General features: G+C 73.6%; 16 protein-coding genes. 10 read left to right on the forward strand and 6 right to left on the reverse strand.

All coding sequences use genetic code 11. From position 1 onward, the window contains the following. Positions 1-174: 174 nt before the first annotated feature. Entirely contained in the window at positions 175-1,005 is an 831-nt protein-coding gene (locus ACH0BZ_RS11440) for an SDR family oxidoreductase (RefSeq protein ID WP_406898479.1), read from the reverse strand. A gap of 48 nt (positions 1,006-1,053) precedes the next feature. On the opposite strand from ACH0BZ_RS11440, the gene ACH0BZ_RS11445 reads away from it, so the two are divergent. After that, a complete protein-coding gene (locus ACH0BZ_RS11445) occupies positions 1,054-4,935 on the forward strand; it encodes a Pls/PosA family non-ribosomal peptide synthetase (RefSeq protein WP_406898481.1) in 3,882 nt (1,293 codons plus the stop codon). Positions 4,936-5,206: 271 nt separating this feature from the next. After that, the gene (locus ACH0BZ_RS11450; RefSeq protein ID WP_406898483.1) at positions 5,207-5,356 is read left to right on the forward strand and encodes a hypothetical protein; all 150 of its coding nucleotides are present in this window, start codon (positions 5,207-5,209) and stop codon (positions 5,354-5,356) included. Positions 5,357-5,519: 163 nt separating this feature from the next. Here the strand turns inward: ACH0BZ_RS11450 and ACH0BZ_RS11455 are convergent, their stop codons facing one another. Together ACH0BZ_RS11455 and ACH0BZ_RS11460 are read right to left on the reverse strand one after the other, a co-directional pair. Next, entirely contained in the window at positions 5,520-5,897 is a 378-nt protein-coding gene (locus tag ACH0BZ_RS11455) for a winged helix-turn-helix domain-containing protein (protein ID WP_406898484.1), read from the reverse strand. A gap of 17 nt (positions 5,898-5,914) precedes the next feature. Continuing rightward, on the reverse strand, positions 5,915-6,370 hold the full coding sequence (locus ACH0BZ_RS11460) for a hypothetical protein (protein WP_406898486.1): 456 nt from the start codon (positions 6,368-6,370) through the stop codon (positions 5,915-5,917). Between the two features lie 192 nt (positions 6,371-6,562). On the opposite strand from ACH0BZ_RS11460, the gene ACH0BZ_RS11465 reads away from it, so the two are divergent. The 4 genes from ACH0BZ_RS11465 (at position 6,563) to ACH0BZ_RS11480 (ending at position 11,871) form a co-directional block, all read left to right on the forward strand. Then, a complete protein-coding gene (locus ACH0BZ_RS11465) occupies positions 6,563-7,951 on the forward strand; it encodes a M1 family metallopeptidase (RefSeq protein ID WP_406898585.1) in 1,389 nt (462 codons plus the stop codon). Beyond that, complete coding sequence (locus tag ACH0BZ_RS11470) at positions 7,929-9,251, forward strand: polysaccharide biosynthesis protein (RefSeq protein WP_406898487.1); 1,323 nt, start codon at positions 7,929-7,931, stop codon at positions 9,249-9,251. Before ACH0BZ_RS11465 ends, ACH0BZ_RS11470 begins: the two co-directional genes overlap by 23 nt. Next, entirely contained in the window at positions 9,248-11,245 is a 1,998-nt protein-coding gene (locus ACH0BZ_RS11475; RefSeq protein ID WP_406898489.1) for an arabinofuranosyltransferase, read from the forward strand. Before ACH0BZ_RS11470 ends, ACH0BZ_RS11475 begins: the two co-directional genes overlap by 4 nt. Before the next feature lie 497 nt (positions 11,246-11,742). Next, the gene (locus ACH0BZ_RS11480) at positions 11,743-11,871 is read left to right on the forward strand and encodes a hypothetical protein (protein ID WP_406898490.1); all 129 of its coding nucleotides are present in this window, start codon (positions 11,743-11,745) and stop codon (positions 11,869-11,871) included. 172 nt (positions 11,872-12,043) lie between these two features. Here the strand turns inward: ACH0BZ_RS11480 and ACH0BZ_RS11485 are convergent, their stop codons facing one another. Both ACH0BZ_RS11485 and ACH0BZ_RS11490 read right to left on the reverse strand, forming a co-directional pair. Continuing rightward, positions 12,044-12,397 (reverse strand): hypothetical protein, encoded by a 354-nt coding sequence (locus ACH0BZ_RS11485; protein WP_406898492.1) that lies wholly within the window; start codon positions 12,395-12,397, stop codon positions 12,044-12,046. Positions 12,398-12,457: 60 nt separating this feature from the next. Then, complete coding sequence (locus tag ACH0BZ_RS11490; protein WP_406898493.1) at positions 12,458-13,354, reverse strand: glycosyltransferase family 2 protein; 897 nt, start codon at positions 13,352-13,354, stop codon at positions 12,458-12,460. Positions 13,355-13,417: 63 nt separating this feature from the next. On the opposite strand from ACH0BZ_RS11490, the gene ACH0BZ_RS11495 reads away from it, so the two are divergent. The 4 genes from ACH0BZ_RS11495 to ACH0BZ_RS11510 are packed head-to-tail and all read left to right on the forward strand — an operon-like array spanning position 13,418 to position 16,531. Further along, on the forward strand, positions 13,418-14,170 hold the full coding sequence (locus tag ACH0BZ_RS11495) for a glycosyltransferase family 2 protein (protein WP_406898494.1): 753 nt from the start codon (positions 13,418-13,420) through the stop codon (positions 14,168-14,170). Next, positions 14,167-14,574 carry a DUF2304 domain-containing protein gene (locus ACH0BZ_RS11500; RefSeq protein WP_406898495.1) on the forward strand — a complete coding sequence of 136 codons (408 nt, stop codon included), beginning with the start codon at positions 14,167-14,169 and terminating at the stop codon, positions 14,572-14,574. Before ACH0BZ_RS11495 ends, ACH0BZ_RS11500 begins: the two co-directional genes overlap by 4 nt. Further along, a complete protein-coding gene (locus ACH0BZ_RS11505) occupies positions 14,571-14,945 on the forward strand; it encodes a hypothetical protein (protein ID WP_406898496.1) in 375 nt (124 codons plus the stop codon). The genes ACH0BZ_RS11500 and ACH0BZ_RS11505 overlap by 4 nt, the downstream gene beginning before the upstream one ends. After that, positions 14,942-16,531, forward strand: coding sequence for an alpha/beta hydrolase (locus ACH0BZ_RS11510; protein ID WP_406898497.1), 1,590 nt, complete (start codon positions 14,942-14,944; stop codon positions 16,529-16,531). The genes ACH0BZ_RS11505 and ACH0BZ_RS11510 overlap by 4 nt, the downstream gene beginning before the upstream one ends. Here ACH0BZ_RS11510 and ACH0BZ_RS11515 read toward each other — a convergent pair. Further along, positions 16,516-17,454 carry an SDR family NAD(P)-dependent oxidoreductase gene (locus ACH0BZ_RS11515; protein ID WP_406898499.1) on the reverse strand — a complete coding sequence of 313 codons (939 nt, stop codon included), beginning with the start codon at positions 17,452-17,454 and terminating at the stop codon, positions 16,516-16,518. The two genes, ACH0BZ_RS11510 and ACH0BZ_RS11515, sit on opposite strands and share 16 nt — an antisense overlap. Positions 17,455-17,520: the final 66 nt, after the last annotated feature.

Here is a 17,520-nt window from a genome sequence, read left to right on the forward strand (position 1 = left end):
CAAGGGGATCCCGGTGAGCCGGGACTCGATCTGGGCGCAGATGGGGTCGCACGGGTGGCGGCTCGTGTCCAACGTGTCAGTCGACAAGGTGTGGTCGGCGCTGCGGGCGCGCCCGCTCAAGCCCGGCGAGTGACCGCGGCGCCGCCCGGTGCCGGGCCGCTCCGTGCTGCGCCGTTAGGTGTGGAACTCGCCGCAGTCCACGGTGAGCGTCTGCCCGGTGATCCCCGACGCGCGGTCGGAGAGAAGGAAGAGCACGGGGTCCGCGATCTCGTCCTCGGTCGGCAGGCGGCGTAGGTCCATCTTGGCGGCCGTGTGCTGGTAGACGTCCTCGAGCGTGCCGCCGTACTTGCCGGCGAGATGCTCGAAGTAGGCCTTGAGGGTGTCGCCGTAGATGTAGCCGGGGGCGACGGTGTTGACCCGGATGCCGCGCGGCCCGAGCTCGGTGGCCAGGGAGTGACCGAGCGCGACCAGGGCGGTCTTGGCGATCTTGTAGCCGGCGTAGCGCTCGCGCGAGTGGTGGATGACGGCCGAGGCCATCATCACGACCGAGCCGCCGGACCGCTCACCCGTGCCCGAGCCGCCTGCGCCCCCCGCCTCGAGCAGCGGCGTGAACTCCTGGGTGGCACGCAGGGCGCCGAGGACGGACAGGTCGATGCCGCGCGCGATCTGTTCGTGGTCGGTCTGCGCGAGCGGCTTCATGCTGGGCGTGGCAAAGGCGCTGTTGACCAGACCGTGGACCGCGTCGGTGTGCTCGGCGACCTTCTCCCGGAGTACCCGGACCGACGTGGCGTCGGAGGCGTCCACCGCCACGGAGTAGGCGCGGCCCCCGGCGGACCGGATGTCGTGGACCATGGCGTCGAGCCGGGAGGCGGTGCGAGCGGCGACGACGACGGTGGCCCCCTCCGCGGCGGCGCGCAGGGCGAGCCTGCGCCCGAAACCCGGTCCCGCGCCGACGATCACGATGGTCTTGCCCTCGAGGAGTCCGGTCCGCTGTTGCTGCGCCATGCCCCCATCCAACCAGCCCCGCCCCCCGGTCGGGCGCGCGTCAAGAGGATGTTCACCTGCGCGGGCTACGATCCCCCGGTGCCCACCATCCCGGACCAGTATCTTCGCAGTTCACAGGCCCCGCCGCCGCGCACGCTCCTCGACGTGCTCGAGGCGGCGGCGGACGCCCACCCGGACGCGCCGTGCCTCGACGACGGCACCCGCGTCCTGAGCTACGCCGAGGTCTGGCGGGAGATCCACACCGCCGCCGCCTGGATGCACGACCAGGGCGTCGGCGCGGGCGACGCGGTGGGCATCCACATGCCGTCCGGCGGCGTCGAGCTGTACCTGGCGATCCTGGCCACGCTGGCCGCCGGTGCCGCGTACGTGCCCGTGGACGTGGAGGACCCGGCCGAGCGTGCCGAGCTCGTCTTTGGCCAGGCCCGCGTCGCCGCGATCTACACGGCCGAGGGGATGCGGGTCACCGGCGCCTCCGGTCCGGTCGGGGACGACCGCCGCCGCGGTCCCGGACCCGACGACGACTGCTGGGTCATCTTCACGTCCGGCACCACAGGCCTGCCCAAGGGCGTGGCCGTGACGCACCGCAGCGCCGCCGCCTTCGTGGACGCCGAGTCGCGGATCTTCCTGCAGGACGCCCCGCTCGGCCCCGGCGACCGCGTCCTCGCCGGCCTGTCCGTGGCGTTCGACGCGAGCTGCGAGGAGATGTGGCTGGCCTGGGCCCACGGCGCGTGCCTGGTCCCGGCGCCGCGGTCGATCGTCAAGTCGGGTCTCGACCTGGGCCCCTGGCTGCAGAAACGCGGCATCACCGTCATCTCCACCGTGCCGACGCTGGCCTCGATGTGGCCGGACGCGATGCTCGCCGACGTGCGCCTGGTGATCCTCGGTGGCGAGGCCTGCCCGCCCGAGCTCGCCGCCCGCCTACAGTGGCCGGGCCGCGAGGTGTGGAACACGTACGGCCCCACCGAGGCCACCGTGGTCGCCTGCGCGGCCCCGCTGACGGGCGCTGGCGAGGTGAGCATCGGGCTGCCGTTGGACGGCTGGGACCTCGCCGTCGTCGACTCCTCCGGCCACCCCGTGGCCTATGGCGAGGCGGGTGAGCTGGTGATCGGCGGCGTGGGGCTGGCCCGCTACCTCGACCCCGCGAAGGACGCCGAGAAGTACGCGCCGATGCCGAGCCTCGGCTGGGAACGCGCGTATCGCTCGGGCGACGTGGTGCGGCTCGAGGCGGACGGCCTGTACTTCAACGGCCGCGTGGACGACCAGGTCAAGATCGGCGGCCGCCGCCTCGAGCTGGGCGAGGTCGACACCGCCGTGTCCGCCCTGCCCGGGGTGAGCGCGGGCGCCGCGGCGATCAAGAAAACCGATGCCGGGCAATCGGTGCTGGTGGCCTACCTCGTGGCCGAGGATCCGGAGACGTTCGACCTCGGCCACGCCGCCGGCATCCTGCGCGAACACCTGCCCGCCGGCGTCGTCCCGCGCCTGGCGCTGGTGGACGACCTGCCCACCCGCACCTCCGGCAAGGTGGACCGCGCCGCGCTGCCGTGGCCGCTCGCGCAGACCTCGGCGGCGGACTCCGACCTCGACGGCACGGAGGCGTGGGTGGCCGAACTGTGGTCCTCAGCGCTCGGGGCCGACGTCTCCGGCGTCGACGAGGACTTCTTCGCCCTCGGCGGCGGCTCGCTGGCCGCCGCGCACGTCGTGGTGGCCGTCCGCGAGCGCTTCCCCGCCGTCACCGTGGGCGACATCTACGACCGGCCCCGCCTCGGCGACTTCGCCGCCTACCTCGACGAGCTCGAGCCCGTGGCCTCCGTGGAGCCGCGCGAGGTCCGGCCCGTCGGCCGCGGTGCGCAACTGCTCCAGGTGGCCGCGACGATCCCGCTACTCACCGTGACCGGCCTGCAGTGGCTCACCTGGCTGGGCGTGGCCAACAATGTGGCCGCGTGGGCGGGCGTGCAGTGGGCGCGGCCCGTGTCGTGGTGGGTGCTGGCCGTGCTCGCGGTGCTACTCATCCTGCCCGCCGGCCGGATGGTGGTGACGGCGGGCCTGTGCCGCGCGCTCATGGCGGGCGTCCGGCCCGGGACGTACCCGCGGGCCGGGTCCGTGCACCTGCGGCTCTGGGCAGCCGAGCGGCTCGTCGAGACCTCCGGGGCGGTCTCCCTCGGCGGCGCCGGGTGGCTGGTGGCCTTCGCTCGGTTACTCGGCGCGCGGATCGGCCGCGGCGTGGACCTGCACACCCTGCCGCCGGTGACCGGCCTGCTCACCGTGGGCGCCCACGCCTCGATCGAGCCCGAGGTGGACCTCGCCGGCTACTGGATCGACGGCGACGTGGTGCACATCGGCGCCGTGGAGATCGGCGAGAACGCCGTGGTGGGCGCGCGCTCGACCCTGCTGCCGGGCGCGACCGTCGGCCGCGGGGCGCACGTCGAGATCGGCTCCGCTGTGGTGGGCTCGGTGAAGGCCGGCAAGCGCTACGCCGGCTCGCCCGCGCTCAAGCGGGGCAAGCGCGGGTCGAGCTGGCCGCGCGAACTGGCCCCGCACAGCCGCGCGTGGAGCGTCGTCTATCAGCTCTCCGCCGGGATCCTGGGCGCGCTGCCGCTGCTCGCCCTGGGCGCCGGCCTCGCCGTGGTGGCCTGGGGCACCCGCGACGCCGCCGGCTCCGCCGAGCTCGTCGTGCGCGCGGCACTGTGGTCGCTGCCCGGCGCGCTGCTCGCCCTGGCGCTCTTCGCGGCTGTCACCCTGGTGTCTATCCGGCTGCTCTCGCTCGGCCTGCGGGAGGGCTTCCACCCCGTCCACTCGCGCGTCGCGTGGCAGGGCTGGTGCTCGGAGCGGCTCATGGACGCCGCCCGCACCTGGCTCTACCCGCTGTACGCCTCGATGCTCACCCCGGCCTGGCTGCGGGCCCTGGGCGCGCGGATCGGCAAGGACGTCGAGGCCTCCACCGTGCTGCTCATCCCCTCGCTCACCACGGTCCGCGACGGCGCCTTCCTCGCCGACGACACCATGGTCGCCCCCTACGAACTGGGCTCCGGCTGGATGCGGCTCGAGCACGCGCAGATCGGCAAGCGCGCATTCCTCGGCAACTCCGGCATCGCCTCCGCCGGCCGCAAGGTGCCCAAGCACGGGCTCGTCGCCGTCCTGTCCTCCGCGCCGCAGAAAGCCAAGAAGGGCACCTCGTGGCTGGGCTCGCCGCCGCAGAAGCTGCCCCGGGCCGTCGCCACCTCCGACGGCGACGCGCGCACCTACCAGCCCCCGACCCGCCTCAAGGCCGCCCGCGGCGCCTGGGAGACCCTGCGCCTGGTGCCCGTGTGGCTCTCGTTCCTGTTGCTCGTGAGCGTGCTCGTCCTGATGCAGGGCGTGCACCAGAAGTGGGGCTTCGGCGTGGCCGCGGCGGCCTCCGGGCTGGCGCTCGCCTACGCGGGGCTGGTGGCGCTCATGCTCACCGTCCTGGCCAAATGGCTGTTGGTGGGCCGCATCCGGGCCGGCGAGCAGCCGCTGTGGTCGTCGTTCGTCTGGCGCAACGAGGTCGCCGACGCCTTCGTCGAACTGTTGGCCGCGCCTTGGATGGCCCGCCCCGCGACCGGCACTCCCGTGCTCACGTTCCTGCTCCGGATGCTGGGCTCGAAGATCGGCCGCGGCGTGTGGTGCGAGTCCTACTGGCTACCCGAGGCCGACCTCATCTCGTTGGGTGACGGCGCCACCGTCAACCGCGGCTGCGTGGTGCAGACGCACCTGTTCCACGACCGGATCATGCAGCTCGACCGCGTGGACCTCGAGGCCGGGGCGACCCTCGGTTGCCACTGCGTGGCGCTGCCCGCGTCCTCGATCGGCGCCGGCTCCACCGTGGGCCCGGCCTCGCTCGTCATGCGCGGAGACCGCATCCCCGCGGGTACGCGCTGGCAGGGCAACCCGATCGCGCCCTGGCGCGGCTGAGCCCACGTGCTCCACTGCGGCACGCAGCCTGTTCCAGCCCCGGGTTGCGCATCATGTGTGTCTCCCACCCCGGTGGTTGCGCATCCGTCCCGCGACGGAACGGATGCACAGCTGGCACTCGCGGCGGCGGAGAGGATGCACAACCCGGGGGCGGCGGTCCTCGAAGGTCGCCGGGCGCCGACTCACGGTCACGTGGTCTCCTGAAGCGGGGGAGCCCTCGTCCGAGAGTCTGCTCGCGGTCACCGAGGTGAACCGCCACGAGGACGGTCGTTTGACGCTGCCCAGCTCCGATTCCGACGCCACGGCGCGGGCCCTGCTCACCTCGACCTCGGCGCGCGAGATGGAGATCGCCCGCCACTTTCTCGACGACGCCTTCGTCGCGCTCACCGGGCGCGCCGACCGCTGGGAGGCGACCGCATGAACTCACGTACCTTCGCATCGACCTGGCCCGCAGCCTGCGACCCGGGTTACGCATCACGTGTGTCGCCCACACCGGGGGTTGCGCATCCGTCCTATTCCGGAACGGGTGCACAACCTGCGGGCGTAGCGACGGTGAGGATGCGCAACCCCCAGGGGGCCGGGGCTCAGCCGCCGGCGATCGCGCGCAGGGCCTCGAGGTGCGACTCGAACGCGCGGCGGCCGTCGCGGGTGAGCGAAAGCCACGTCCGCGGCCGCTTGCCCACATAGCCCTTCTTGACCTTGACGTACCCGGCCTTCTCCAACACGGAGACCTGCTTGGACAGGGTCGAGTCGGTGACCTCGATCGCGTCGCGGACGGTCGCGAATTCGGCCTCGTCGGCGCCGGCGAGGGCGGCGACGATCGATAAGCGCACGGGCGCGTGGATGGTCTCGTCGAGCCGGTGCCGGGCGTGCCCGCCGGAGGCGGCCGCGGAGGCGGCACCGTCCGCGGTGGCGCCGTCCCGGGCGGAGCCCGCGGGGGTGGAGGAACTCGTCGTCGTCATCGCGTCCCCCTCCCCTCTCACCGGCGGCCCCGCCGCGCGATGAGCCACGCGGCGACCAGGCCGGGCAGCGCCACCACGACCGCGCCGAGCACGTACCACCACCAGGTGAGGCCCAGCGTGGTGCGGACGACGTGGAGCCCGGTGACGACGACGACGATGAGCACGCCCGAGCCGCCGACCCCCCAGGTGTACGTCCGGCCCGCGCCCAGGGGGCTCGCCCCGCTGGCGCGGCGCTGCCACCAGATGAGGCCGAACAGGGCGAGGACGTAAGGGATCATCGCCCAGTTGGAGAGCATGATCGCGACGGTGCCGACGCCCATGACGACGGCGATCGCGGCGGCGAACCCGGCGTAGATCCGGACGTCGCGCTCGGTGGTGACGGGTCCGCGCCCCTCGGCCTCAGCGAGCAGGCGCGCGGCCTCGGCGCGATCGACGGTCCCGGCGTTGCCGGTGGTGGCGTTCTCGGTGCTCATGTCATTCCCTCCTCATCGCCGTCGCCGAGAGCCTTTCCCTCATGACGACAATTCCATCATAGGCATCTACTTTCCTAGTTGGCAAGTACTTCCCAGAATTGGCCCGCGCGGCCGCCGGCAGGCGAGCCCCGGCGCGGGCGCGGGAGAGCTGCGTCCGGACCGCGGTCCACTACACTCGCGCTGGTCATGGATATCAGGGCAGTCAAAAAGGACCTCGTCGCCAAGGTCGCGGCACCACGCAACCCCTCACGCGCGGACCCGGTCGACCCGTACCTGCCCACCGCCGGCAACCACGGCTACACCGTCTCGCGCTACGAGTTGGACCTCACCTACAAGATGAGCTCCAACAACCTGCGCGGCACGGCCGTCATCACCGCCACCGCCACCGAGCCGCTCAAGTCCATCCACCTGGACCTCTCGCCGCACCTGGACGTGTCCAAGGTGACGCTCGACCGGGGCCGCGTCGCCCGGTACACGCGGCCGCGGGGCAAGCTCACAGTGACGCCGACCGATCCCCTGCCGGTGGGCGCCGCGTTCTCGGTGACCGTCAAGTACGACGGCAACCCGCGCCCCATCCGGGGCAGCTGGGGGGAGGTGGGCTGGGAGGAGCTCGAGGACGGCGTGTTGGTGGCCAACCAACCCAACGGCGCGGCCAGCTGGTTCCCGTGCGACGACCACCCGGCGTCCAAGGCCCCGTTCCACATCCGGCTCACCACGGACTCGCCGTACCGCGCGGTGGTCACGGGCACGCTCGTGGGCAAGAAGCGCAGCGGCAGCATGACGACGTGGGAGTTCGACCTGCCCCAGCCCACGTCCACGTACCTGGTCACGGTAAACCTCGGCCGATACGAGCACCTGGAGGTCTCCGGCGGGGAGGTCCCGGTGCACGCCTACGTGCCGGCGGACCTCAAGCGCGGCTTCCGCGCGGCGTTCGGCAGGCAGCTCGAGATGCTCGAGGTGTTCTCCAGGCTCTTCGGCCCGTACCCGTACGACGCGTACAAGATCGTGGTCACCGACGACGAGCTGGAGATCCCCCTCGAGGCCATGGGGATGTCGACGTTCGGGCGCAACACGGTGGAGGCCGGCACGGACGACGAGCGGCTCATCGCTCACGAGCTGGCCCACCAGTGGTTCGGCAACGCGGTCACGGCCGCGGCGTGGAAGCACATCTGGCTGCACGAGGGGTTCGCCTGCTACGCCGAGTGGCTGTGGACGGAGTTCTCGGGCGGCGCCGACGCCGGCAGCCACGCCCTGCGCTACTACTCCAAGTTGCAGAACTCGCCGCAGGACATCCTGCTGTCCGACCCCGGCCCCAAGGACATGTTCGACGACCGCGTGTACAAGCGCGGCGCCCTGACCCTGCACGCGCTGCGGCTGACGATCGGCGACGACGCCTTCTTCCGCCTGCTCAAGAAGTGGGTCGCCACGTATTCCGGGAAGACCGCGACGACGGACGACTTCCTCCACCTGTCGGCCGACCACACCACCGTGGACCTGCGTCCGCTGTGGAACGCCTGGCTGTTCGCGCGCGAGTTGCCCCCCACCCTCGGCATGCCCGATGTCGACCCCGGCCGCGGCTGACCCGGCACCGGCCGGCCCGGTGGGCAGCGGGGCGACGACGACGAAGGGGTCCGCCGCCGGCATGCGGGCGCTGACCCTGGCGACGCTCTTCGCCGCCGCCTCGGGGTACGTTGTCATGCTCGTGGCCGGTCGCGCGCTCGGCCCGGTCGACTACCCGCTGTTCGCCACCTACTGGGGCGCGTTCTTCGCGCTCGGCGGCGTGGCCAACGGGCTCATGCAGGAGGGCACGCGGGCCGTCCGCGCGGCCCGGACCGCGGGCGCCGACCACGCCTCCGGCCAGGCCCCGCCGCCGGCGCCGGCCAACCGCCGGGTCCGGCTCCTGCCCGCCGGCCTCGTTCTGGGCCTGGTGCTCGCCGCCGGCGTCGCGGCGAGTTGGCCGGCGTGGCCGTCGCTCGGGCTTCCCACGTTCGCGGGGCTCGGGGTGGCGATCATGGCGGTCGGCATCTGCGGCTTCACTCTCCAGGCCGCCACCGCCGGCGCGCTGTCCGGGACCGAGCGCTGGGGGCTGTACGCGGTGCTGCTCACGGTGGACGCGGCGCTGCGGCTGGCGGTCGCGGGCGTGGCGTGGGCGGTCGGCGGGTCCGGGCTCGGCTTCGCCCTGGCCACCGTCGCGGGCACGGTCACGTGGGCGCTGCTCGTGGCGCTGATCCCGGCGGTCCGCGCGGCGCTGGCCTCGTCGCTCGATGTGGGGGCGCGCCGTTTCTGGCGCAACACCGGCACGGCGATGCTCGCCTCGGCCGGCACGTCCGCGCTGGTCACCGGCTTCCCCGTGTTCGTCACCGCCACCGTCCGCGCGTCGGACCCCACGCCGCTGGTGGGCGCGGTGATCCTCGCGATCACGCTCACCCGAGCCCCGCTGCTCGTGCCGCTGACGAGCTTCCAGAGCGCGATCATCGTGCACTTCGTGGAGCGCCGGGCCCGGGGGGTCCGTGCGCTCGCGGCGCCGCTGGCGGCCGTCACCGCGGTGGGCGTCGCGGGCGCCGGGGCGGCGTGGCTGGTCGGCCCGTGGCTCATCCGCGTGCTGTTCGGCGCGGAGTTCGTCCTTCCCGGCGCGGTGCTCGCCGCGCTCACCGCCGCGTCCGTGGGCACGGCCGCGCTCATGGTGACCGGCAACGCGGCGCTGGCCTTCGACCGGCACCTGCTCTACAACGCCGGCTGGTGGCTGGCGGTCGTGGCGGCGGCGGTGCTGCTCGTCGCCGTGCCGGCCCCGCTCGACGACCGCTCGGCGATCGCCCTGCTCGCCGGCCCCGGACTGGGGGTCGTCCTGCACGTCGGCGGGATACTGCGCGGAACGCGATGACCGGGGCCCGACTCCTCATCCGTAGAGGCACCGAGTTGCTCGCGGCGCTCGTCGTGGCCACGCTCGTGGGCGGGCTCACGCTCGCGGCGGTGGACCGGTTGTCGTTCGCCCAGCCCAGCTGGTTGCCGCGGGCGTTCGGCGCCACCCTCGCCGCCGGCTTCGTCGCGCTCGCCGGGTGGCTGCTGCTGCGCCGTGGCCGCGACGGCCGGGGAACCGACGAGCGCGGCCTGTGGCTCCTCGGCACCGCCGGCCCGGCGTTCCTCGCCGCGGGCCACCTCGGCCTGGTCCTCCACGGGACGCCGCACTACCTGTTCGGCCTCGGCGGCGACCAGCTCAACCGGGTCGCCTACGTCACCCGCTTCGCCGACTCGCCCGCCCTCGACGACGTCTTCTACGCCGACGCCGCCCCCTTCTACCCACCGCAGTGGTTCTGGGTGGGCGGCCGGCTGGCGGCGCTGGCGGGGGTTGACGGCTGGGAGTTCTACAAGCCGTACGCGATCGTCACCATGGCGATCGCGGGCGCGATCGCGTTCGTCGCCTGGCGCTGGCTCGTCCCCGCCCGGATCGCGGCCCTGCTGGGCCTGGCCACGTCCGTGGTGGGCGTCCACACCAACGCCTACGAGCCGTACTCGTGGATCCTCATCTGCCTGCTCCCGCAGGTCGTGGTGGCCACGCTGCTGCTGTGCGGCCGGGTCCGCTCGGGCCGCGACGGCGCGCCCGGTGAAGGGGTAGGTGCCGATCCCGGGCCGACCTGGCCGCTGGTCGTCACGATCAGCGTGTACCTCGGCTGGGCGGCACTGGGGTACACGCTCATCGCGGGCTTCGCGGCGCTGGTGGCGGGCCTCGTCGTCGTCGGCGCCGCCTGGCTCTCCCGGGCCGACCGCGGCGTGGCCGTGGCGCTGCTCGCCCACCTCGCCGCCGTGGCCGCGATCTCGGCCGCGCTCGCGCTGGTGTTCTGGCACCGCTTCCTCCTGGCCGTGCTCGGCGGCGCCGGCACCGAGCCGTCGGTGGCCTACGACTTCGCCCCGGAGTCCGCCACGCGCTGGCCACTGCCGATGTTCGAGCCGTCCGCGACCGGGGTGCTCAGCCTGCTCGGCCTGGTGTGGATCCTCGCCACGGTGTGGCCGCGCGGCGCCGGGCGCGTGGCCGGGTGGGGCGCGGAATCGGTGCGGCACCGGGTGGGACCGGCGGGGACGGTGCGTGACGACGACGAGGTCGCGTCCCTGCCCGCGGACCGTGCCCTGGTGATCGCCCGGGCGCTCGCGGTGCTGGTGGCCGCGTCGTTCGGGTGGTTCGTGCTGTCCGGGCTGCGGGCCGTCACCGGGAGCACGCTGCTGCCGTTCCGCATGATCCCGGTGGTCGGGCTCGCCCTCGCCCTGGCCGGCGTCCTGGGGGGCCTCGCGCTGGCCCGGTGGGCGGTGGCCACCACCCCGCGGCCGTCGCGCGGCCGAGTCCGCGCGGTGGCGGTGGTGCTGGCCGGACTGGCCGCCGTGCAGTCGGTGCAGCACGTGTCCGAGGAGGACGCCCAGTTCGCCGCCGTCGCCCGCGCGCAGTCGCCGGTGCCGCACGGGGTTCTGGGGGCGATCGACGCGATGACACCGGGCCGCGGGCCGTCCGACCTCGTCGTCGTCACCGCCGACCACACCCTCTACGCCTACCGTCCCTACTTCACCTTCCAGGCGCCCGCGCAGGCCTACGCGGCGCCGACGGGGCGGTACGAGGAGCGGCTCGACCAGCTCCGCAGGTGGGCCGCCGCGGCCGGGCCCGCCGAGCTGACCGCAGCCCTGGACTCGGGGCCGTTCCGCGCCCCGGACGTGTTCGTGCTCGACCGCGCCGACGGCGGGTGGCTCACCCTCCCGGTGCTGGTCAACGTGATGCCGCTCGAGCACAACAACGAGACCGAGCAGATCCGCTTCGCCCCGCGGCAGTTCGCCGACCCGACCCTCTTCGACGTCCGCGAGGTGGGCTCGCGCGTGGTGATCGTACGGCGGTAGGTGTCGGGTCATCCGTTCGCAGGACAGACAACGACCCGGGAGCCCCTTACGCTGAACGACCGACCACACAGAACACAGGCACACCGGGGGCGCCCATGGGTACAGGGAATCTCAGGCCGACCGTGGTGGGCGCGGCGCTCGCCGGTCTCGTCGTGACGGCGGGCTGCACCTCCATCATCTCCGGGCCCGACCCCACGGCCGCGGAGCGGACCGGGCCCCCGGCATGGTCCACGCACGCGAGCTCCCCGCCGGCGAGCCCCTCGCAGGCGAGCTCATCACCGGCGAGCTCCTCGCCGGCGTCCGAGACCTCGACGACGGCAGCGAACTCGAGGACGGCTGACTCCTCGGCACAGGCCGCGCCCGCACAGGCGGGGGCGAGCGGCCGGGAGGATTGCGGCAGCGTCGCGGGTCCCCTAGACAAGCCCCTGTGGACCGAGGGGGGCCTCAGCTGCGCGGACGGTGCGTCGCTCCTCGAGACCTTCCTCGCGTCACCAGGCGTGCGTGCCGGAGACAAGGGGGCCGAGATCGACGGGTTCAACTGCGGGATCATGGGCGCCGGAGAGGCACAGGAATACGGATACGTCATCCGCTGCGTGGCGTCGGACGGGCGGGGCGTATTCCAGTAACCGCCGCCCCGGCGAACACCCCCGGTTGACTCACCGCGGCGTTCACACGCATCGGAGTACCCCCGGAGCGGCGGACGCCGGACCCCGGCCTCCGGTTTGCCCAACATCAGCGAGGTGTCCGTCCAGTGACCCCCGTGCTGGTGTTGTGCCGATCCGGGCCGGTTCAGCTGGATCAGGCCTCGCGGAGTTCGTCCGGCGCGGGGAAGGGCACCACGATCGCGCGGCCCACGTCCTCGACCGCGTCGGTGAGCGCCGTGGTGAGTACGATCCGGTCGTCGTAGATGTGCGCGATGCGGACGACCGTCTCGCGCCCGCCCTCGTCGACCACGTAGCGGCCCATGAGAAAACGCAGGCCGATGCCGTCGAGCACCTGCTCGGCCTCGTGCCAGTCGTCCACCGGGTCGAGCGCGCGGCCCAGCCGGTCGACGGGTACGAGCAGCGGCTCGGCAACGGTCATGTCGATCCAGCCGACGAGTTCGCCGTCGTCACGTCGGTGCGGGATCCAGGTCTCGGGGATACCGGTCATGCCGGACATTCCACCCCCTCACGCCGGGTCAGGGTCCAGCCGACCGATCCGGGCCGCCGGTCAGAACCTGCGGAAAGTGTGCCCGAGCAGCTTCTTGCCGCCCTCGGCGAGCTTGCCGGCCTTCGCCGCGGTCGGGATGAGCGACAGCGCGTTGAGTCGCGACGTGACATGCAGGCGGGCGGCCCTCTCGGCGTTCTTCCATCCGCGGGCGGCAAAGGCGTCGGCCTCAGCGGCGAAGAAGCGGGCCTCCTCGTCGAACCGCCGGCCGTCGAGCGCGCGCACCGAGGAGTCGGAGGCGGAGTGGCGGCGGTAGAGGAACGCCAGCGTCGGGTCGTAGATCATGTGACCGCCGCCGGTGATCACGTCCACCAACAGGGCGAGGTCCTGCACCACGTCCAGGCCCTCGCGGAAGCCGATCCGCGTGACCCACTCCGAGCTCCACGCGAGCGACGGGAAGTAGGTCCAGTTGCCGTGCATGAGCGAGGTCATGAGCTTCTCGCCATGCAGGACGGTGCGGCCGTCGGCCTTGGGCGAGGTGAACGACTTGACCGAGTCGGACAAGCCGCGCACGGGCGCTCCGTGCTCGTCGATCACGCTGACGCCCACCTCCATGACGGCGGCGTCGGGGACGGCGGCGAAGCCGTCGGCGACCACCTGAAGGTAGTTGGGCAGCATGACGTCGTCGGCGCCCATCACCACGACGATCGGCGCGGTGACCATGTCGAGGCACTTGCGGTAGTTGCCGTTGGCGCCGAGGTTGGTCTCGTTCTTCTCATACGAGACCCGCTCGTCGCTCGCGGTGATCTCGCCCATGTACCGGGCGGGCTCCGGGTCCGGGTAGCCGTCGTCCACCACGACTAGGCGAAAGTCCCGGTAGCTCTGGGCGAGGACACTGTCCACGGCCTTCTTGAAGTGGTCGACGTCCCCGTAGTAGGGGAGCATTACGTCAATGGCCATCAGGGGAACCGCCGTCCTTGTCGTTGCCGCCGTGCACGTCCGATCGCATAGTATCGACCCGCGATGAGCGGTGAGGCGGTGCGGCGGTCAGGGGAACACGCGGCGGGTGGTCGGGACGACACCCGCAACCTCGACGTCTGGCTGGTCGTGCCGTGCTTCAACGAGGGCACCGTGATCGAGGAGGTCCTCGTCAGCGCGCGCGAGACGTTCCCCAACATCGTGGCGGTGGACGACGGTTCGGCGGACGACTCGGCCGCGGCCATCCACCGCGCGGGGGCGCACCTGGTGCAGCATCCGGTGAACCTCGGTCAGGGCGCGGCCATCCAGACCGGCGTCGAGTACGCCCGCGCCCAGCCCGGCGCCCGCTACTTCGTCACCTTCGACGCCGACGGACAGCACCAGGTCAAGGACGTGCAGGCGATGGTCGGCCGGCTGCGCAGCGAACCGATCGACATCGTGGTGGGCACGCGCTTCGGCCGCCCCCGCGGCGAGGACGACCAGGTGCCGCTGCTCAAGCGCATCGTGCTGCGCACCGTCGTCCTGCTCTCCCCCCGGACCCGGCGGCTCGGCCTGACCGACGCCCACAACGGGCTGCGCGCGTTCAACCGCCGCGTCGCCGAGGATCTCAACCTGCGGATGAACGGCATGAGCCACGCGAGCGAGTTCGTGGAGCTCATGGATTCCCGCGGCTGGCGGACCGCCGAGCAGCACGTCGACATCCTCTACACGGAGTACTCCATGTCCAAGGGACAGTCGCTGCTCAACGGGATCAACATTCTCTCCGATGGCTTCGTGGGACGGAGACTGCCCCGATGATCAAGGTCCTGCTCCTGCTGGCCGGCGCCGCGCTGGTCCTGTTCTTCCTGGCCAACCGCCGCAAGGCGCGTGCCAAGGCCGGCGTGAAGATCGGGTTCGTGCTGTTCGTGGTGTTCATGGTGTACGCCGTGGTCCGCCCCGACGACCTCACGGTGGTCGCCAACGCACTGGGCGTCCAGCGTGGCACCGACCTGGTGCTCTACGCGCTGGTCATGGGCTTCGCCTTTGTCACCGTCTCCACCTACGTGCGCTTCCGCGAGCAGGAGCTGCGGTACGCCCGGCTCGCCCGCGCGGTCGCCCTGCAGAACGCCGTCCGCCCCGACGACACGGCCTACCTCGCAGAGCCGGGCGGCCCCGACGAAGCTGCCGCCCCGCCCGCAGAGCCCGGCCCGCCGCGGCGGTGACCGACCCCCGGACGTCCGACGCCCCGGCACCCGACGCCGTGCGCGGCGAGGCCGCACGCCTGTCCCGCCGGCTGGCCGTCGCCCGCGAGCGCCTCGCCGCCGCACCCTCCCCGCGCGCGGCCGGTGCTCCCGCGCGGGTACCCACGCGCGCGAACGCACAAAGTGCGCGCGGGAGCGACGGAGCGGGTCCGGGGGCCCGGGTGGAGGGCGCCGACGACGAGGTGCGCGCCCTCCTGCACCCGGCCGGCGACCGGCTGGCCCGCCTCGCCGCGCTGGTGGAGGCGCTCGCCGGCGGGGAGCTGTCCGAGGAGGCGGCGGCCGAGGCGGCCCGCGCCGTGAGCGCCGACCAGCCCGTGCGGCGGCCGCGATGACCGGCGCGCTCCCCGAGAACCCGCCGCCGGGGCGGGTGCTCCGGCTACTCGAGCTGGCCGCGCAGCTCGTGTCCGCGCGCGACGCGCTCACCTCCGCGCGGGACGCGCTCGCGTCGTCGCCGACCCGCTCCCCCGCCCTCGCCGCGTTGGCCGACGCCCTCGACGGCGAGGCGCGCGGCCTCGCCGACCTGCTCTCCGGCATCTACCGGCTGGTCGAGCTGGCCGAGGACACGTGGGACGACCTCGACGGCCCCGACCCACTGCCCGCGGCGGAACGGGACGCGCTCGCCGACCGGCTGGGCAGGGCCGTGGCCAACGCGCTCGGCGACCTCACCCGACTCGCCGGAGCCGGCAGGAGCCAGGCCGGCGGCGCCGGGACGCTCGACACCCGCGCGACGGTCGCGGCGTGGGCGGACGCGTCGCCGGCCGAGGTATACGCGGGTGTCGAGCACATGAGCACGGCCGACCGGCGCCTGCTCGCGCTGGCCGAGCCCGAGGCGGTCGGCGGCACGTACGGCGTGCCGTGGGCGGTGCGCGCCCGCGCCAACGCGGTCTCGGTGCGCCGGGCCCTGCACCGCGAGCAGCTCGCGGGCACACCGTGGAGCCCGCGGATCGGCCGGCTCGAGACGATGCTACGGCGCGACGGCCGGCGCCGGCGGTCGTTCGTCGGGTTCTCGGCGCACCGGGGCGGCCGGATGATCGAGGTCGTGGGCGACGTCGGCCCCGGCACCGACGCGGTGGCGGTGTACGTCCCCGGCACGGGCACCAACTTAGACATGTCGCACGTCAACACTGACGTCGCCGTGGACCTCGTCGCAGCCGGCGGCGGTCGGCTGGCGGTACTGGCGTTCCTCGACGGCGAGTTCCCGCAGGACATCATGGCCGACGCGGGCCGCCCCCGGTTCGCCGAGGCGATGGCCCCGCGCCTCGTCCGCTTCTGCCGCGAGGTGGACCGCGTCCTGGAGATCGAGTGCCCCGGCGCCGAGCTCACCGTGGTGGGCCACTCCTACGGCGGGCGCATCGTGGGCACGGCCGAGCGGCTCGGGCTGCGGGCCGACCGGATCGTCTACGCCGAGTCCCCCGACCTCGGGGTGGGCGTGTCCGGACCGTCGGACTGGCGCCCGCCGGGGCCCGTCCGGCGCTATTCGCTCACCGCGCCCGCCGACCCGGTGGAACTGCTCCAGGTGCGGTTCGGCCTGCGTCACCGCTGGTCCACCTCCGACCTCGGTGAGGCCGCCGTCCGTCTCGACACCGGCTACTTCGCCGACGGCAGCCCGGTCTACGGCACCCGCGGACACGGCGGGGTCTTCGACACCGGCTGCGGCGCGTTCGAGGCGATGCTCGCCGTGATGCTCGGCGGTACGGTCCCGCTGTGGCGCGACCGCGAGATCCGCGCCCGCCACACCGCCGTCCGCCGGGGCGACGACGGGCGGGTCCTGCCGACCGTGTGGCGGCACGCCCGCGGGCTGTGGCTCCATCGCGCGGACGAGCCCTACGCCGACCCCGCGGTGACGTGGGAGGCGGACGTACGCCTCGTCGTCGTCCCCCCGACCCGCCGGGCCCTCGCGGCTCAGCCGCGGAAGTAGTCCACCGTCCGGGCCACGCCCTCGCGGATCGGCACGGCCGGCGCCCAGCCCAGGATCTCCGCGGCGCGGCCGGCGTCGAGCGCCGAGCGGGCCACGTCGCCCAGGCGGGCGGGGGCGTACTCGGGGTCGTCGGCGGCGCCCGCGGCCGCGGCGACGAGGGTGTGGAGCTCGCGGTCACTGGTCTCTACACCCGTACCGACGTTGAAGCGCAGGCCGGCCGCCTCCGGGACCGTGGCGGCGCGGACGAAGGCGTCCACCACGTCGTCCACGTACACGTAGTCGCGGGTGTTGCCGCCGTCGCCGAACACCCGCGTGGGCTCGCCGGCCAGCAGGCGCTGGGAGAAGATCGCCACCACGCCCGCCTCGCCGTGCGGGTCCTGGCGCGGGCCGTACACGTTGGCCGGGGCGACGGCCGCCCACTCGAGGCCGTACAGCTTGGCGTACATCTCCAGATAGATCTCACCGGCCACCTTGCCGGCGGCGTACGGGCTCATGGGGTCCACGGGCCGCGTCTCGGCGACGGGCAGCTCGGTGACGGGGCCGTAGATGGAGCCGCCGGAGGAGGTGAAGACGATCCGGCGGACCCCGGCCCGGCGCGCGGCCTCGGCCAGGCGGACGGTGCCCACCACGTTGACCTCGGCGTCGTGCACCGGATCCTCGACGGACAGGCGCACGTCGATCTGCGCCGCGAGGTGGAACACCACGTCCGGCCGCGCCCGCTCCACCACCTCCGTGATCGCCGGGTCGGCAATCGACAGCTCGTGAAAGACGAAGCGGTTGCCGGCCCCGCGGGCGGAATCGAGGTTGGCGGCGCGGCCGCGGGAGAGGTCATCGACCACCGTCACCTCGTGACCCTCCGCCAGCAGTCGGTCCACCAGCGTCGAGCCGATGAATCCGGCCCCGCCGGTCACGAGTGCGCGCATGTGCATCCCCTCCCGGTGTGCGGCGTCCCCGCCGCGCCGCCCCGGCGGGCGACCGTCACCAGAGTA

Origin of the sequence: Dietzia sp. 179-F 9C3 NHS, from assembly GCF_045369825.1 — a bacterium.
In the GTDB taxonomy this organism is placed as follows: Bacteria; Actinomycetota; Actinomycetes; order Mycobacteriales; family Mycobacteriaceae; genus Dietzia.

What these genes read in the sequence shown, in the direction of transcription:
- ACH0BZ_RS11440 (WP_406898479.1), bottom strand. Translation starts at nt 1,005, where the DNA reads ATGGCGCAGCAACAGCGGACCGGACTCCTCGAGGGCAAGACCATCGTG.
- ACH0BZ_RS11445 (WP_406898481.1), top strand. Translation starts at nt 1,054, where the DNA reads ATGTTCACCTGCGCGGGCTACGATCCCCCGGTGCCCACCATCCCGGAC.
- ACH0BZ_RS11455 (WP_406898484.1), bottom strand. Translation starts at nt 5,897, where the DNA reads ATGACGACGACGAGTTCCTCCACCCCCGCGGGCTCCGCCCGGGACGGC.
- ACH0BZ_RS11460 (WP_406898486.1), bottom strand. Translation starts at nt 6,370, where the DNA reads ATGAGCACCGAGAACGCCACCACCGGCAACGCCGGGACCGTCGATCGC.
- ACH0BZ_RS11470 (WP_406898487.1), top strand. Translation starts at nt 7,929, where the DNA reads ATGTCGACCCCGGCCGCGGCTGACCCGGCACCGGCCGGCCCGGTGGGC.
- ACH0BZ_RS11475 (WP_406898489.1), top strand. Translation starts at nt 9,248, where the DNA reads ATGACCGGGGCCCGACTCCTCATCCGTAGAGGCACCGAGTTGCTCGCG.
- ACH0BZ_RS11485 (WP_406898492.1), bottom strand. Translation starts at nt 12,397, where the DNA reads ATGACCGGTATCCCCGAGACCTGGATCCCGCACCGACGTGACGACGGC.
- ACH0BZ_RS11490 (WP_406898493.1), bottom strand. Translation starts at nt 13,354, where the DNA reads ATGGCCATTGACGTAATGCTCCCCTACTACGGGGACGTCGACCACTTC.
- ACH0BZ_RS11495 (WP_406898494.1), top strand. Translation starts at nt 13,418, where the DNA reads ATGAGCGGTGAGGCGGTGCGGCGGTCAGGGGAACACGCGGCGGGTGGT.
- ACH0BZ_RS11500 (WP_406898495.1), top strand. Translation starts at nt 14,167, where the DNA reads ATGATCAAGGTCCTGCTCCTGCTGGCCGGCGCCGCGCTGGTCCTGTTC.
- ACH0BZ_RS11510 (WP_406898497.1), top strand. Translation starts at nt 14,942, where the DNA reads ATGACCGGCGCGCTCCCCGAGAACCCGCCGCCGGGGCGGGTGCTCCGG.
- ACH0BZ_RS11515 (WP_406898499.1), bottom strand. Translation starts at nt 17,454, where the DNA reads ATGCGCGCACTCGTGACCGGCGGGGCCGGATTCATCGGCTCGACGCTG.